The organism is Neobacillus sp. CF12 (genome assembly GCF_030348765.1).
Classification (GTDB): Bacteria; Bacillota; Bacilli; order Bacillales; family Cytobacillaceae; genus Neobacillus.
The window spans coordinates 3,186,452-3,201,597 of sequence record NZ_JAUCEU010000007.1 but is presented as its reverse complement, the minus strand read 5'-3'; the positions used below and the strand labels follow the sequence as shown (position 1 = coordinate 3,201,597).

Here is a 15,146-nt window from a genome sequence, read left to right as displayed (position 1 = left end):
ATTAAATTAACAATCTTGAAAAGAGAGTGAAAGAGATGGCGATTTTAAAAAATGATTGGGCTCCTTTGTTGGAGGAGGAATTTGAAAAAACGTATTATCGACAATTAAGAGGAAAATTAAAGACGGAATATCAAAAGAAGGTTATTTATCCCGATAAACATGATATTTTTAATGCGCTCCACTACACATCTTATAGAGATACCAAGGTAGTCATCATTGGTCAGGATCCCTATCATGGCCCAGGACAAGCTCATGGTCTAAGTTTCTCCGTTAAACCCGGAGTGAAGATTCCTCCATCATTACGCAATATCTATAAGGAGCTTCAGGATGATGTGGGATGTTCTATTCCTAATCATGGTTACCTAGTGGATTGGGCCAAACAGGGGGTATTGATGTTAAATACGGTGCTGACTGTCCAGGCTGGAAATGCAAACTCACATAAGGGTCTCGGCTGGGAGTTGTTCACTAATAGAGTCATAGAACTATTGAATCAAAGAGAATCACCTGTCATATTCATCCTGTGGGGGAATTTCGCACAACAAAAACAACAATCGATTACCTCACCCCATCACTACATGATTAAATCTCCACATCCGAGCCCATTTTCTGCCCATAATGGTTTCTTCGGCAGCCGGCCGTTTTCTAAAGCGAATATGTACTTGAGGGAAATTGGGAGTAATGAGATTGATTGGCAAATAAAAGATCTATAGGTTAAAGTGAATACTTTTTTACACATAGAAATCGTATTCATTGGAAATTATGATACGGTTACCGTATCGGAAGTAAGTGAGGTTTGACAAATTGATAGAGGAATGGAGTGGTTTTAAATGAATCAATTTCTCCAGATGGGAGCAAATACAGCTTTAAGTTCGCCAAAAGGTAATGTTACTGTCAGCTACGAGATTTCTAATTCAATCGATATTTCTTTAACAGCTTTTCTTTTAAATGATTCAGACAAGGTACAAGGAGATAGCGGGATTATATTTTATAATCAACCAGAGAGTGCTTCTGGTGAAGCTACTCTTATACCAACTGAGATAGTAGGTAATACAAAAGTACATAAAATTAATTTTGATATGAGTAAAGTCCCAGCAGGTATTACGAAAATAGCGATCACTCTTACAGAGGATAATAACACGGGATTTTCTAATGTAAAGAATTTAAAGGCAGAGGTATGTACCGATAATAGTATTATCCAGTTAACCCCATCTAGTTTCACAAATGAAAATGGAATCATAGTGTTAGAATTATACATAAGGAATGGCCAGATAAAGGCAAAATCAATTTGGCGCGGGTTTAATTCTGGTCTTGAAGGGTTATGTAAAAATTACGGTGTTGAAGTTGAATCTGATGAGCAAAGCAAGCCTTCTGAACCTAAACCTATTCAAAAACAAGCCGTAAAAGAACCTGAAAAGCCTCAAACTGTTCCTGAAAATAACACGAAGTCACTGATCAGCCTTGAAAAGGTAAAGGGTAAAGTAAGTCTCGAAAAAGGCCAAAGACCAGTGATGATTGAAAAAACACCAGAAATTACGACTACGGTATCCTGGAAGACTGGGACAGATTATGATATATATGCTTTAGTTTATACAAAGAATGGTAAGCAGATAGATGTTGCTATGTTTGGGGCTAAAGGAACTCCTCCGCTCAGAAGTTTTGGCAACGGAGCAGTAGAACATATGGGGGATGTTAGGAGAACTAGCGGACCAACTAAGACAGAAGTAATTAAATTACGGTTAAATAATGATATTCTCGCAGTTGTTCCTGTTGTTTATTCTGCACAGTCAAATGGGACAGGCTCATTCTATAGATACAAGGTGTCCATGAGTATAGATAATCATAATGGAACCTCCGTTACCATATCTGCAAAAAATGCAAATAACAATGATAGAATTTATACTTGCGTACCCGGAATTCTTCATAACACCCCAGAAGGAGTAATGATTAGCCCATTGGAGCTTTATAGTTCACCGGACTCAGAGAATAGGCCTAAACTTAAGATGGGTTCTTCCAATATGGTTGAGGTTATAATGGATATAGGACCAAAAAATGATTATAAGTAGAACTAATTAATAGGTAGGTTTCTAATGGAATCATAACCAGTTTAATAAAAACCTCACAGCACTATGACGTCGTTACATAAGCTCAAGGAGATTGGATCTTTTATTCTTCATCGAATAGAAGATCTTTTTATTTTTCCCCATATACTGTACAATTTTATATATCCAAAAAATAACATTAACAAGACAGATATTAATTATATAGTCAGGGGAAAATCGATGGATACGGTCGAAAAGAAGTTAATTGTGAATTCCGATAAAGGGAATTTATTGAGAGAATTAGTGAGATCCATGAATGAGTGCGAGAGGTTTTATTTTAGTGTGGCTTTTATTAACTTTAGTGGTCTACAGCTTTTGCTTGATCCTTTGAAGGAAGCTGAGGAAAAGGGAGTCAAAGGGAAAATCATTACTTCAACTTATCTGAATTTCACTGATGCAAAGGCCTTGGAAAAGATTAGAGAGTTTAAAAATGTGGATTTAAAGGTATTTGTTACAGATAAAGAAATTGGTTTCCATACGAAGGCATACATATTTGAATACAAAGATAGCTATAAGGTGATTATTGGTTCCTCGAATATTACACAGAGTGCTTTGAAGAGTAATATCGAATGGAACGTTGAAATCATCACTAAAGAAAATGGCCGCTTTATACAGGATGTTTTAAAAGAATATGATTATCTGTGGAATATGAGTGAAGTTGCGGACGAAGATTTTATTAGTAGATATGATGAGTTTCTTAAGAGCTTTAACGATACAAAGCAATCACGTAACCTGATTTATGAAAATAAAAAATACATTGTCCCTAATAGAATGCAAAGAAGGGCTACAGAAAATCTAGAGAGACTGAGAAATTTTGGGGAGAAAAAGGCACTTGTCATTGCTGCAACCGGTACGGGCAAAACCTATATGTCTGCATTCGATGTGAAAAGCTTTAGACCAAAGAGACTTCTATTTATTGTTCATAGAGAAGAGATTTTGAAAAAAGCAAAGGAAACCTTTGAACTGCTATTACCAAATGAAGGCCTAACATTTGGTCTATTAACAGGTAATCATAAACAAAAAAATGTTGATTATGTGTTTGCCACTATTCAAACCATGTCTAAATGTTTTCATGAATATAAAAGGGATGAATTTGAATATCTGATCATTGATGAAGCACATCATGCGACTAGCCCAACCTATCAAACAATTTTAGATTACTTTAAGCCTAAATTTACGTTAGGAATGACGGCAACACCAGAGCGAAGTGACGGTTATAATGTCTTTGATATTTTTGATAATAATGTTGCAATAGAAGTCCGCTTGCATGAGGCTCTTGAGGACGAGCTAGTTATTCCTTTTCACTACTTTGGTATAACTGATATTGAAGGCATAGATTTGAGTGATGTGAACATTGACGATATCGCTGAACTTACCAAAAGGTTAAAGGTAAACGAACGCGTTGATTTTATTATTGAGAAAATGGACTTCTATGGTCATGACGGTGAAAAAAGAAAGGGTCTTGGTTTCTGCGCCAGTATCGAGCATGCCCAGTATATGGCTAGTGAATTTAATAAAAGAGGTTATCAGAGTGTTTGTTTACACGGTGGAAATTCATCAGAGACTCGTGAACGTTTTATTAATCAATTAGAAAGTGACCATGACGGATTAGAGTTCATTTTTACAGTTGATATTTTTAATGAAGGTGTGGATATTCCATCGATAAATACTGTATTGATGTTAAGACCAACCAATTCTCCAATAGTATTTATACAACAACTAGGGAGAGGGTTACGGAAACATGCAGAAAAAACTTTCTTAACGGTACTAGACTTTATCGGAAACCATAACAAAACATTCCTAATTGCACTAGCATTAAACGGAAGTCGTTATTATGATAAAGAAAGTTTGAAGGTTGCAGTAGCAACAGGATTTGCTAATATCCCTGGGTGTACTCATATTCAAATGGATAAAATAACGCAGGAAAGAATATTAACTCAGATTGATAGTGAAAACTTTAATTCAATTAAGTACCTTAAGGAAGAGTACTTTGAATTTAAGAAACTTAATCAAGGCCGGATACCAACCTTGCTATTGGATTATTTAAAATATGACGGAGCACCTGATCCTGTTAAATTCATTGATCGTGAAAAAACATACTTACAATTTGTGGCAAAGGTAGAGAAGGATGAGTATTTAAAGGGACTTTTACAGAATGAGGCTTTTGAAGGGACTTTAAAAGAACTTTCAAGCAAGCTTCCACTTAAGCGGATTTATGAGTTTGTAATCATTCGTTATTTATTAGAGAACAATGAAATAAATTTAGAAATTGCAAAGAAGCAAATTCTAAAGGTAATAACGGAAATTGATGATGACAGTGTTTTACATGCCTTTGAATGCTTAAATCAAAACTACTATGATAGTAGCCAATTAAAGAATAAACCTAAACTAGTTCAATATAGCAATGGCAAACTTAGTAAGACTCCACTTTTTAAAGATCTATTGGAAAATGAAGATTATAGGAAGTTTATCGAAGATATTATTACCTATGGGATATTTCGATATGAAAAGGAATTTAAGGCTGAGTACTTCGGTGTTCCACATTTTAAACTCTATGAGCAATATCAGATGGTGGATGCAGCTCTACTTTCTAACTACCGTAAAATCCACAGTTCCTATAGGGGTCAAGGTCTCATAACCAATGGTAATGAATATTTTTTATTTATCGATCTGCACAAAGAAGAGGATATAAAGGAAAGTATTAACTATAAGGATAAATTTATTGATGAGAGTTATTTTCAATGGCAAACACCAAATACTACATCACAAAATACTGAAAGAGGACAGAATATAATCTATAATAAACGGCAAAACGTCAATCTTCATTTATTTGTTAGGAAGTACAGAGAAATAGATGGGAAGAATCAGCCTTTCATTTATATTGGGCGAGGTGATACGGTACAATATGAAGGTGAGAAACCTATTACAGTTAAAATTAAATTAGAGAATAACATACCAGCAACCATATATACCGAGTTTACTGAAAAAGTATAGTCTTCTCATTTGAGAAGACTATTTTTCTTTAATTAACTGCTCAACAGCGGGAATATCTGCTGGAGCCCACTTGAGTGAATTAAGATTTTCTCTTTTTAACCAGATTAACTTTGAATGCTCACTAGGTGTAGGTGCACCTTCGACAACCTTACATTTAATTGAAATTAAGTTAATGATAAAAGTTTCATATTCATGTGTGTTGTTGTTAAAGATTTCTTTTGTTGTTTCAATCTTACAATTGAGTTCTTCGTCAATTTCTCTTTCAAGTGCAGAGTATATATCTTCATTTGCTTCCACTTTACCCCCTGGAAACTCCCACATATTAGGGATAGACATTTCTGGTGATCTTAGCGCACATAATATTTCATTATTTTCATTTTCAATTACAGCCGCAACTACTTTTACGAGTTTTTTCATGATAGCCTCCCTAATGTATCTATAATCATAATAATATCATTTTTTTTTATTAGATTCTTTATTATGATAAATTCTAAAAGGAAATATATATAAACATTTATCAGACTGATTAATTCAGGAGTGTTCTTGTTATAATATTAATGTGAATATTCAGAAAACCAATTTTACAGAGGAGCGGGATATAGATGAATGCACAGATACTATGGGATAAAATTCACGACAAGGCAAGTTTATCAGAGTTTGAAATTCAAACGGTACCGCAAGTTAGAAGAGAACCTTTATGGTTTCAGGTTAGTACTCAGGGGAATTATTTAATCATTAGTAAAGCAAGGAACAATAGACCAAGTGTTAATCTGTCATTTGATAGAAAAATAAACTATAAGGATTTTGAATTTGTATGTGGGTACTATGAACGTTGGTTAAGAGGCGAGACGGGTGTTCGCCATGAGGTATCAAGAAAATCACGAAATACTGCCTATATATTTGCGCTAATTGCAGAAGCGGCTAAACTAAAGAGTATAGGTTAATAAACAGGGATGGTTTTTAAGGGGAGTTAATGCGTTACTCAAAGCTTAAGTATTGAAATGATCAAACTAACTAAATGATTGAGGGCATTTAATCTATAAAAAAGGTGATTGTTTATGTTGAAATGTGCATGGTGCATGAAAAAAATAAAGGAAGATAAGGAAGTATTTACGATAAATATCAAGTTCGTGGAGGGGAAAAAGATTTCAGATAGTGACGGGAGAATGATACATATTCATCTTGAATCACGAAATACTAGTGTTCCTATGATTATCCCGGGGGAAAACTCTGAAGCAAAATTGGAAGGTATAGATGGAATTTTCACAATTTGTAGTCAGAAATGTGGAGACAAAATGAGAGCATCCCTTGCTAAAGAAATTGCAATGTTTAAAGACGTCGTTATGAATGCAACATGAAGATAAGGCAGATTTACAATATAATATCATCTTTTCTTCGGTCCTTACTAAAATTACCGTTGCTAGGACCGTTTTTTTTTATCAGAAAAAGGGGAAAAACTAATCAAACGTTTGATTGAAAGTAAGTCTAATAAAATTCAGAATAACAAGACACTTTCTTAAATGGAAGGTAAACTAAAATTATCTATCAAAGGAATGGTGTTTATGATGAATCTCAATCAAGCTATTATTCTTGCATTGGATGATTTAGGCGGAGAGGGAACCATTAAGGAAGTTAATGAGTGGATACAAAAAAAGTACCCAAATACATGGAAAGATGTTGGGACGTCTTTGGCCGATATGGTTCCTAAATCGCTCGGCGGGAATTCTTCATCTACTGTTAGTGATGAATACAGAATTCTCGAAAGAGTAGCTCCAGGAAAGTATCGTTTATATCAAAATAATGGCCGATTAATTGATTTGAAAAACTAATCAATCGTTTAATTAAATCGGGTGCTAAACTAATCAAACGATTGATTAACTAGAGAGAAGCCTTGGTACATAAGGACCCAAAAACTAATCAAACGTTTGATTAACAAATTCACGGTCAAAGGACGGAAGGAATCATCATGAAAGAGATACAAACTTTTGCGAAACAGTATCAAAAAGAAAAGGGATGGGAAATTTCTGCTAATACCTTTACAGCCTTTTTCAAAGTAATGCTCCTAGATGATTAAATTGTTATAGCAATTAAAAACTCTGTTAATGGCAGTATCTTTTATGAATGAAAAAATCTTAAATAGCAAGTTGTGCATAAAAACTTGCTTATTTTAGGCTATTTTACTTTACTCCTTATTGTGTTAACGCACCCGATGGTTTAAGTACAATAATTCACAAACTTTCTTGTTAAATAAGAAAATAGGGACCTTCTTCTTGAAGAAATGACCCTATATTTGAACACAATAATTAATAGTTTTTTTTATGATTGAATACAGAATCATACCATCTTTGATAAAGATAAATTATTGGTAAATGACTAATAATCGCAAAATAAAGCCCCAAATTACTCATATTGTTCAACTCATAAAGTCTAAATTCTTCAAAAATAAAGGGGCTAATAATAAATGCTTGTATTGCATCCAAGATGAGATTAGCTCCGAAAAATAACCAAACGTTGGGATAAAAAAAATAAAATACAAGGATGGTAGTGACGGGAAGTAGTCCATATGTAAACGATGAAATATTTGTTAGAAAAAATAAATTATTTGTTACCGTCCACCAATTCCAAACCTCTGCCATTTGGAAATAAACTGTATTCAATAAAACAGTAAAAAACGCAACTGATAAAAAGTTTCTTATCCTAATTGAATTTAGTGGTACAAGAAAAAACCAGGGTACTATAATTACAATCCAGGAAAGGACTTGGCCCATTGATGAACCTCCAATATTTTTTTTTATCTTTACCTAAATTAGGTGACTCTTATTCAACAATACTGTCCGTTAGTTAAAGAAAAAAATGCTGCCGTAGCAACCAAGTTAAAAATTTTTCCTTTACAAATAAATAAGTCAAAAACACCCGCGTGGGCGCTCCCATTCTTTTATTTTTTTTTCAATTCATTAACAATTTCGTTAATGCGTTTTTCTACTTCATAAAGGTTCTGTTGCATACGATCACGCCGACTGGTCAAGACCTGCAATTCCTTTTTTAATTCCTCTGTTTTGCTCATGATTTCCCCCTTGCTGATAATTATCATATATCATTAGTATGCTAGTAGCCGCCGTCCTCAGAAAAGGAAGAAAATGTATGCCGTATTGGCAGAGATTCTTTTTGGGAAACTGCTTCTTTAGCTTAATAAGAACTGCCGTTTCGATTTCGTCAATCCGGTCAATAATTCCCATAAAAAGATAATCATTGGGTGAGATGAAATTGTTATTATCTAGAGCATGGGAAATGTATGAAGCAGATAAAAGAATTGAAGGCTTTTCTCCAAATACATTATGGAAAAAGCTTTGTTTGAGTTCATGTTCTCTACAGGATGCCGAATAGGAGAAATTGTTTCCTTAGATAGAAACAGAATTAATTGGTCGAACCGTTCCGCCGTTATAAGAGGTAAAGGCGATAAGGAACGTGAAGTCTATTTTAATATCCGCAGTGAAATTTGGTTAAAACGATATCTGGATAATCGTTTAGACCGGGATCCTGCTATTTTTGTCACGGAACGCGATCCGCATCGAATGAGCATTGCAGATGCGTTACATTATTAAACGCATTTCCAATCGCGCCAGCATTAGCAAAGACATTCATCCACACCAACTTAGGCATAGCTATGCTACCCACCTATTGAATAATGGAGCTCCTTTGGATGTTATTCAAAGCTTATTAGGTCATGAAAAAAGTGAAACGACCCGGATCTATGCCCAACTCAGTGGAAGCATCAGACATGAATTATATAGGAAATATTTTTAACATTAAAATAAGCAACGCGATTGCGTTGCTTTATTTCACTCTTACTACCCTTAGTTGAATAAAGAATACAATAAAGGTTGACATTAGTTTGGTTAATAGTAGAGATATTCTGTACATTCTCGCTTGTTTCAAAAAATAACAACACCTTTAAAATATTAAATTTATTGTTATTTTAAAAGGTGTTCTTCTTTAACAATACTGCTTTAAACAACTAAGTAGGAAACAATTATTCCACTGATTTTATCTTGTTTTCATTTGTAATTATTTTTTCCACAATGTATTGATAGCCATAGATAAAAATTGATAATAATACACAAATAAAATACCAAATGGTATGATTTATTTTTTTAAATTTAAATATATCAAATTTTTCCCACATAGAACCAAGTAGAAAAGCATTAAAAATATTCGCAATGGCATTGGTAACGAGGTATTTTGGAAAATTACCGTAAGTTAGTTTAAATATCCATAGCGTTGCTACAAAATATGGTCCTAATATATATGAGAAATCTACATTACCAGGGGAAAATGGATTTTTATTTATCCACCATCTTCTCTTATTTCCGATGACACTAAAGACACTTATAAATAAGTTAATAAAACTTGCTACGGGAAAATACCTTACGAGTGATTTTTTATCCATGAACAGAACAGAAAGCCATGGAATGATTATCATAGCTAACGAAAATGTTTTCTTTTTATTCATCTCTACCAACATCCTCCAGAATGTTTTTTTTATCATTCCTCAGGCTTAGCTTTTTTATTATCACTTTTTGAACTATCCTGCCAGTTAGCACAAAAAGAAAAAGCCGCGATAAATAGCATCCGATCTTGAACTCATGCACCCGTTACTTTAAGTACATTTCTTCACAATCTCTTTGAAATGAACAAGAAAATATCGATGTTACCGCTGCTCATTACCCCCGTACCGTTTGAATAGTTCGAATATTCTTTACCAATCATTCTAAAAATGATAAAATTTTTTAAAAGGGGGTGAAAAAAATGGCTAGACACAAAGAATTTGATGAAGCCGAGGTTTTACGAAAAGCAATGGTGCTTTTTTGGCGAAATGGATATGAAAAAACGTCTATGCAAGATTTAGTAGACTATATGCACATACACCGTCGAAGTATTTATGACACATTTGGTGATAAACAGACGTTATTTCTAAGAGCTTTACAACTCTTCGAAGAAATAATCGGAAAAAGAATGGAGCAACAAATTAAACCTTTTAATTCGGTCAAGTTAGCGATAAGAAGATTATTTGAAATGGTGGCTTTTTCGGATGAAGAAAAACCCCCAGGATGTTTAATTGTTAATACAGCTGTAGAATTAGCCTTACATGACCAAGAAGTTGCTGACAGGATTAGTAGAAGCTTTAGTAAGACAGAATCATTTATATGCGAACTACTATTGCAGGGCCAAATAAGTGGGGAAATATCCAATCAACTTGATATAGAAAAATCATCTCAATTTATTCACAATTCACTTATTGGGGTAAGAGTATTAGCCAAAACAACGTCAGATAAAGAGAAACTTCAAAACATCATTGATTCCACTTTAGCGGTATTAGATTAACAATTTTAGAATGGACGTTCTAAAAAAGTAATGATTTTGTCTAATCTTTTTTATTTAATATGGAGGGTGAAAAGAATGAATCATTTAGAGGTTTTAAAGAAAATAGCAGCCGGTGAATTACCTGGAGCTCCCGTTGCGGAGGTATTAGGTTTTAACGTAACGGAAGTGGAAGTAGGCAGAGTTGTAGTTGAAATCGATGCAACTGAAAGGTTACATAATCCAATGGGTACGCTGCACGGGGGAATTTTATGTGACATAGCCGATGCTGCGATGGGCTTAGCTTTTGTAACTACATTAGCTGAGGAAGAACTTTTTACGACGATGGAAATTAAATTAAATTTCCTAAAACCTATTTTTAAATCTAGACTTCGAGCTGAGGGAAAATTAATAAAAAAAGGTTCATCAGTCGGATTGCTGGAGTGTCATGTATATGATGAAAAACAAAGTCTTGTGGCACATTCTACAAGTACATGTATGATTTTGAAGGGTAATTCTGCCGGAAAAAGATTGAAAATAGATTAATATAACTAATCTCTTGTAAAAAGAAAGTCCATTCAAAGTAAGATCCATAAAGTTTTAGCTATCATTTAGCTTGTAGTACGATGTAAAGTTCAATTTTAAAAAGGTAAGGTGGGAACAAATGCCTTCTATTCTAACGGCTCCTTCCAAAATGGAAAGCACGGTGCAATTACAAGAGAATAAACTCCTTTTAATATGGAGTGTTACCACTTTGCTTGTTGTAATGAATACAACCATGTTTAATGTTGCATTACCCTTTATACTTAAAGACTTTTCCTTAAGCTCATCCTTGGGCTCATGGCTGGTATCAGGTTATTCCATCATGTTTGCCATTTCAACGTTAACTTTTGGTCGCCTATCTGATTTTGTTCCCCTCTCAAGACTTCTACTCCATGGAATTTGCCTATTAGGAATATCATCAGTCATCGGTTTCTTTTCAACTAATTTTTTTATCCTATTAGGGGTTAGAATTCTTCAAGCAGCTGGAGCAGGAGCCGTTATGGGATTAAGTATGATCATGGCTGGACGGTATATCCCTCTATCAAGGCGTGGAAAAGCGATGGCGATTATTGCTTCAGCTGCCTCTTTGGCATTTGGGTTAGGTCCTGTACTAGGGGGAGTGATTACTCAATACTTAGGATGGAATTATCTTTTCGTTGTCACTATTTTTTCTGTCCTGTCTATTCCTTTCTTCCTAAAGTTATTGCCTAATGAGGTGATTAAAAAAGGACATTTCGATTTATTCGGTGCTATTCTTACGGGGCTTAGTGTAACAGGTCTGTTACTTTTTCTATCTACATTTTCGTATGGGATACTATTAGGAACAGTCGTTCTTTTTGCGGTATGTTGGAAATATCTTAATAAGACGGAAGAACCGTTTATTCCGCTAATCCTACTTAGAAATAAGCAATATACAAAGCTACTTCTTATTAATTGTTCTGCTTTTTTCATTAACTTTTCACTTCTGTTTTTAATGCCTATTATTCTCACAACTGTATTCGGAAAAGAACCAGCAGAGCTAGGACTGATGATTTTTCCAGGTGCCATTATCGCCATGGTTGCTGGCATATATATAGGAAGATTCATTGACCGTTTTGGGAATGCACCCTTAATTATTTTTGGACAGTTATTGTTATTAAGTGCCTCAATCTTATTTGCATGGTTCTCTTCTGCAAATCCCTATTTTATCCTTTTCATTTATATGTTTGCTAGCGTTGGCTTTACGGCAATTTCTTCGAGTATTTCAAACGAGATAACAAGGATCTTGCCCATCCATCAAATTGGTTCGGGGATAGGAATCGCCCAATTAATGCAATTTTTCGGTGCGGGTCTCGGAGTGACTATTTCTGGATTACTCATAACCATTCAAGAAGGTTTATCTTTGGAAATGGTTTATCGAAATATTTTTATTTGCTTCTCGATTTATAACATTATGACTGGTTTCATATACGGCTTCTATCTTCGTAGAGCTAGGTTAAAGGAGCAAAGTTAAATTCTTCATCGATTGAATAGAAATAGGACTTCCATAATAGGTTTCCAGCACTCTTTCAAGGGTGCTGTTTTATTTCCAAAGAAGGTCAATAAAATAATTTTTTCAATTGTGAGTCATCTCATAATTGAAGTTCCCCGTTTGCGAAATAAATAAAAAGCTACCCTATTGGTAGCTGGAACTATAAAAGGAAAGCACCTTATAGTTTAGAAGAGTTCATCCACGTACTTAAATTTTAGATTAGAAGGTTACAATAACTTTGCCTTGTGAGTGTCCAGTAGAAACTTTTATTAATGCTTTGTTAATGTCATTAAAATTATAAATTGAATCAATAGAGGGCGTGATATTTTCTTTTTCAACAAGGTTAGTGATTTTTTGTAATTGACTGCCATTGGCTTGCACGAATAAAAAGTGATATTCATTTTTATGTTTACGTGCTAAAGAATCTACACGAGCACCCACTAAACCAAACAATAGTTTTTTCCACACTGGAAAATTATTTTCAACCGCAAAGCGATAATTAGGTACGGCTTTTAATGATACTAATTTCCCTTGAGGCTTTAAAATACCAAGTTCTGCTTTTATCTCTTTTGCTCCCAAGGTGTCAATAACATAATCTATATCAGATAAAATGTTGGCATAGTTTTCCTCATGGTAATTTATGAATTTATCGGCGCCAATCGACAGTGTACGGGATCTACCTCTTTCACTGCCGCTTGTTATAACATATAACCCCATTGATTTGGCGATGGGGATTGCCATAGCACCAAAGCCGCCGGTTCCTCCAGGGATAAATAGCTTTTTGTTAGGCTGAGCATTGAGTACGTCATTTAATGCTTGATAAGCAGTCAAAGCAGTGAGAGGAACAGCGGCTGCTTCAATAAAGGATAGATTTTTAGGCATTATGGATATAGCATCTTCATTGACGACCGCATATTCAGCAAAAGCTCCAATTTGATTAACTGGCAACCTCGTATAAATGTGGTCACCAACGTGGAAGTTCTTAACATCTTTTCCAACAGCCTCAATAACTCCAGATAGTTCATTTCCTAAAGTTAATGGTAAATCATAATCAGAAATCATTCGAATACTTCCATTTAAAATAAGGATATCTACTGGATTAACACCTGCTGCTTTTACTTTAACGAGTACCTCCCGGCTACTAAATTCTGGTATTTTAACATCATTCAATTCCACTTGAACTTCTTTTGTATATTTCTGCATTTGAGCAGCTCTCATTTTTTCATCCTCTTCCTCTACAATTTTTTGGTGCTTTTGCATTGAAATGCAATCTCTAGCGTTGAATGTAAGTGACTCAAAACAAAAACCAGTGCTTGAAGGGGTATATGCCCAAGAATGCATCTAACACTGCAAATACACCTAATTCACGCGTCAAGCACTGATTTTCAGGTTGAGCCAAAAAAGGGGCACAAACTTTTATTATATTAATTATCGAGACAGCTGTTTCCCATAGTTTCTAATTTTGATGAAAGAATGGCGTAAAATTTTTCAGTTGTACGCCATTCTTCACCTTATAAGCTATACTTACCCCTCTTGAGATTTTAATTCTTTCATCGTAGGATAATCCGTATAACCCATGCTTCCGTTACCACCAAAGAATGTTGTACGGTCTGCTTCATTCAAAGGAAACCCTTTTTTGAGACGTTCTACTAAATCCGGATTAGCTAATGACCATACACCAACTGGTACCATATCTGCAACGCCATTATCAATATCTACACTAATATTTTCTAGAGCTCGACCAGCTCGATTGACTAATAATGAATTGGACCAAACTGAACGAATTTCATGGAGCAGTGTTTCGTTTCCTACATGCATAACATGAAGGTAAGCCAAATTGAATTGAGCTAATTCTTTTACAAGATGGAGATAAACTTCAGGACCTTGTTCACCTTCTTCAATTCCACCAAGAGGTACCCCTGGTGAGATACGAAAGCCCGTTCTTTCTGCTCCAATTTCTTCAACGATTGCTTTCGTTATTTCGATAGCAAAGCGAGCACGATTCTCTATTGATCCGCCGTATTTATCCGTTCGTTTATTAGAATTTTCACCGATAAATTGATGAATTAGATAACCATTTGCTCCATGAATTTCAACACCATCAGCTCCTGCTTCAATAGCTGCAGATGCTGCTTTTCGGAAGTCTGCAATTGTCGTTTGAATATCTTCTTCACTTAACTCGCGGGGAACGGGTATTTCCTGCATCCCTTTAGCAGTAAACATTTCTACTCCAGGTGCGATCGCAGATGGTGCAACTGCTTGACGATGATGTGGTGTATTGTCAGGGTGCGACATACGACCGACATGCATTAATTGGATATACATAAATCCACCTGCTTCATGCACAGCATCCGTAACCTTTTTCCACCCTTCAATATGCCTTTCAGTATAGATGCCAGGTGACCATAAGTAACCTTGTCCATCATCAGAAGGTTGTGTACCTTCACTAATAATTAATCCCATTGATGCTCTTTGAGCATAATAAAGGGAACTTAGTTCTCCTGGTGTACCATCTTCATGCGCCCTACTACGTGTCATTGGTGCCATCGCTAAACGATGAGGTAATTCCAAATTTCCAATTTTCATTTTGCTCCACAATTTATCCATTTTTGTACACTCCTCTTCAAATTATGTTACCCGTT

Annotated in this window: 15 protein-coding genes and 1 pseudogene; 10 read left to right on the top strand and 6 right to left on the bottom strand. The window is 34.9% G+C overall.

Annotated features, from left to right (window positions below; genetic code table 11):
- Positions 1-35: 35 nt before the first annotated feature.
- From QUG14_RS15250 to QUG14_RS15240, 3 genes are all read left to right on the top strand, one after another.
- Complete coding sequence (locus tag QUG14_RS15250) at positions 36-710, top strand: uracil-DNA glycosylase (RefSeq protein ID WP_289341382.1); 675 nt, start codon at positions 36-38, stop codon at positions 708-710.
- A 117-nt stretch (positions 711-827) separates the two neighbouring features.
- Positions 828-2,063, top strand: a complete 1,236-nt coding sequence (locus QUG14_RS15245) for a TerD family protein (RefSeq protein ID WP_289341381.1) — start codon at positions 828-830, stop codon at positions 2,061-2,063.
- Between the two features lie 216 nt (positions 2,064-2,279).
- The gene (locus QUG14_RS15240; protein WP_289341380.1) at positions 2,280-5,093 is read left to right on the top strand and encodes a DEAD/DEAH box helicase; all 2,814 of its coding nucleotides are present in this window, start codon (positions 2,280-2,282) and stop codon (positions 5,091-5,093) included.
- An 18-nt stretch (positions 5,094-5,111) separates the two neighbouring features.
- On the opposite strand, the gene QUG14_RS15235 is transcribed toward QUG14_RS15240, so the two are convergent.
- Positions 5,112-5,510: a (deoxy)nucleoside triphosphate pyrophosphohydrolase gene (locus tag QUG14_RS15235; protein ID WP_289341379.1), complete on the bottom strand. Its 399-nt coding sequence runs from the start codon at positions 5,508-5,510 to the stop codon at positions 5,112-5,114.
- A gap of 185 nt (positions 5,511-5,695) precedes the next feature.
- On the opposite strand from QUG14_RS15235, the gene QUG14_RS15230 reads away from it, so the two are divergent.
- From QUG14_RS15230 to QUG14_RS15220, 3 genes are all read left to right on the top strand, one after another.
- Positions 5,696-6,037, top strand: a complete 342-nt coding sequence (locus QUG14_RS15230; protein ID WP_289341378.1) for a hypothetical protein — start codon at positions 5,696-5,698, stop codon at positions 6,035-6,037.
- A 114-nt stretch (positions 6,038-6,151) separates the two neighbouring features.
- On the top strand, positions 6,152-6,451 hold the full coding sequence (locus QUG14_RS15225) for a hypothetical protein (RefSeq protein WP_289341377.1): 300 nt from the start codon (positions 6,152-6,154) through the stop codon (positions 6,449-6,451).
- Between the two features lie 204 nt (positions 6,452-6,655).
- Positions 6,656-6,922 carry a hypothetical protein gene (locus tag QUG14_RS15220; protein ID WP_289341376.1) on the top strand — a complete coding sequence of 89 codons (267 nt, stop codon included), beginning with the start codon at positions 6,656-6,658 and terminating at the stop codon, positions 6,920-6,922.
- A gap of 474 nt (positions 6,923-7,396) precedes the next feature.
- On the opposite strand, the gene QUG14_RS15215 is transcribed toward QUG14_RS15220, so the two are convergent.
- Positions 7,397-7,861 carry a hypothetical protein gene (locus tag QUG14_RS15215; RefSeq protein WP_289341375.1) on the bottom strand — a complete coding sequence of 155 codons (465 nt, stop codon included), beginning with the start codon at positions 7,859-7,861 and terminating at the stop codon, positions 7,397-7,399.
- A 167-nt stretch (positions 7,862-8,028) separates the two neighbouring features.
- Positions 8,029-8,157 (bottom strand): hypothetical protein, encoded by a 129-nt coding sequence (locus QUG14_RS15210; RefSeq protein ID WP_281271575.1) that lies wholly within the window; start codon positions 8,155-8,157, stop codon positions 8,029-8,031.
- A gap of 271 nt (positions 8,158-8,428) precedes the next feature.
- Here QUG14_RS15210 and QUG14_RS29765 point away from each other — a divergent pair.
- Positions 8,429-8,897 (top strand): annotated as a pseudogene (locus QUG14_RS29765) (tyrosine-type recombinase/integrase); the annotation flags it as partial.
- A 226-nt stretch (positions 8,898-9,123) separates the two neighbouring features.
- On the opposite strand, the gene QUG14_RS15195 reads toward QUG14_RS29765, so the two are convergent.
- Positions 9,124-9,603, bottom strand: coding sequence for a hypothetical protein (locus QUG14_RS15195; protein WP_289341372.1), 480 nt, complete (start codon positions 9,601-9,603; stop codon positions 9,124-9,126).
- Between the two features lie 296 nt (positions 9,604-9,899).
- Between QUG14_RS15195 and QUG14_RS15190 the strand changes: the two genes are divergently transcribed.
- The 3 genes from QUG14_RS15190 (at position 9,900) to QUG14_RS15180 (ending at position 12,486) form a co-directional block, all read left to right on the top strand.
- The gene (locus QUG14_RS15190; RefSeq protein ID WP_283863257.1) at positions 9,900-10,475 is read left to right on the top strand and encodes a TetR/AcrR family transcriptional regulator; all 576 of its coding nucleotides are present in this window, start codon (positions 9,900-9,902) and stop codon (positions 10,473-10,475) included.
- Between the two features lie 75 nt (positions 10,476-10,550).
- A complete protein-coding gene (locus tag QUG14_RS15185) occupies positions 10,551-10,997 on the top strand; it encodes a PaaI family thioesterase (RefSeq protein ID WP_289341371.1) in 447 nt (148 codons plus the stop codon).
- Positions 10,998-11,115: 118 nt separating this feature from the next.
- On the top strand, positions 11,116-12,486 hold the full coding sequence (locus QUG14_RS15180; protein ID WP_289341370.1) for an MFS transporter: 1,371 nt from the start codon (positions 11,116-11,118) through the stop codon (positions 12,484-12,486).
- Between the two features lie 237 nt (positions 12,487-12,723).
- Here QUG14_RS15180 and QUG14_RS15175 read toward each other — a convergent pair whose 3' ends face one another.
- Together QUG14_RS15175 and QUG14_RS15170 are read right to left on the bottom strand one after the other, a co-directional pair.
- Positions 12,724-13,722: an NADP-dependent oxidoreductase gene (locus QUG14_RS15175; protein ID WP_289341369.1), complete on the bottom strand. Its 999-nt coding sequence runs from the start codon at positions 13,720-13,722 to the stop codon at positions 12,724-12,726.
- Positions 13,723-14,028: 306 nt separating this feature from the next.
- Entirely contained in the window at positions 14,029-15,111 is a 1,083-nt protein-coding gene (locus QUG14_RS15170; RefSeq protein WP_289341368.1) for an alkene reductase, read from the bottom strand.
- Positions 15,112-15,146 lie beyond the last annotated feature (35 nt).

What these genes read in the sequence shown, in the direction of transcription:
- QUG14_RS15250 (WP_289341382.1), top strand. Translation starts at nt 36, where the DNA reads ATGGCGATTTTAAAAAATGATTGGGCTCCTTTGTTGGAGGAGGAATTT.
- QUG14_RS15245 (WP_289341381.1), top strand. Translation starts at nt 828, where the DNA reads ATGAATCAATTTCTCCAGATGGGAGCAAATACAGCTTTAAGTTCGCCA.
- QUG14_RS15240 (WP_289341380.1), top strand. Translation starts at nt 2,280, where the DNA reads ATGGATACGGTCGAAAAGAAGTTAATTGTGAATTCCGATAAAGGGAAT.
- QUG14_RS15235 (WP_289341379.1), bottom strand. Translation starts at nt 5,510, where the DNA reads ATGAAAAAACTCGTAAAAGTAGTTGCGGCTGTAATTGAAAATGAAAAT.
- QUG14_RS15230 (WP_289341378.1), top strand. Translation starts at nt 5,696, where the DNA reads ATGAATGCACAGATACTATGGGATAAAATTCACGACAAGGCAAGTTTA.
- QUG14_RS15225 (WP_289341377.1), top strand. Translation starts at nt 6,152, where the DNA reads ATGTTGAAATGTGCATGGTGCATGAAAAAAATAAAGGAAGATAAGGAA.
- QUG14_RS15220 (WP_289341376.1), top strand. Translation starts at nt 6,656, where the DNA reads ATGATGAATCTCAATCAAGCTATTATTCTTGCATTGGATGATTTAGGC.
- QUG14_RS15215 (WP_289341375.1), bottom strand. Translation starts at nt 7,861, where the DNA reads ATGGGCCAAGTCCTTTCCTGGATTGTAATTATAGTACCCTGGTTTTTT.
- QUG14_RS15210 (WP_281271575.1), bottom strand. Translation starts at nt 8,157, where the DNA reads ATGAGCAAAACAGAGGAATTAAAAAAGGAATTGCAGGTCTTGACCAGT.
- QUG14_RS15195 (WP_289341372.1), bottom strand. Translation starts at nt 9,603, where the DNA reads ATGAATAAAAAGAAAACATTTTCGTTAGCTATGATAATCATTCCATGG.
- QUG14_RS15190 (WP_283863257.1), top strand. Translation starts at nt 9,900, where the DNA reads ATGGCTAGACACAAAGAATTTGATGAAGCCGAGGTTTTACGAAAAGCA.
- QUG14_RS15185 (WP_289341371.1), top strand. Translation starts at nt 10,551, where the DNA reads ATGAATCATTTAGAGGTTTTAAAGAAAATAGCAGCCGGTGAATTACCT.
- QUG14_RS15180 (WP_289341370.1), top strand. Translation starts at nt 11,116, where the DNA reads ATGCCTTCTATTCTAACGGCTCCTTCCAAAATGGAAAGCACGGTGCAA.
- QUG14_RS15175 (WP_289341369.1), bottom strand. Translation starts at nt 13,722, where the DNA reads ATGAGAGCTGCTCAAATGCAGAAATATACAAAAGAAGTTCAAGTGGAA.
- QUG14_RS15170 (WP_289341368.1), bottom strand. Translation starts at nt 15,111, where the DNA reads ATGGATAAATTGTGGAGCAAAATGAAAATTGGAAATTTGGAATTACCT.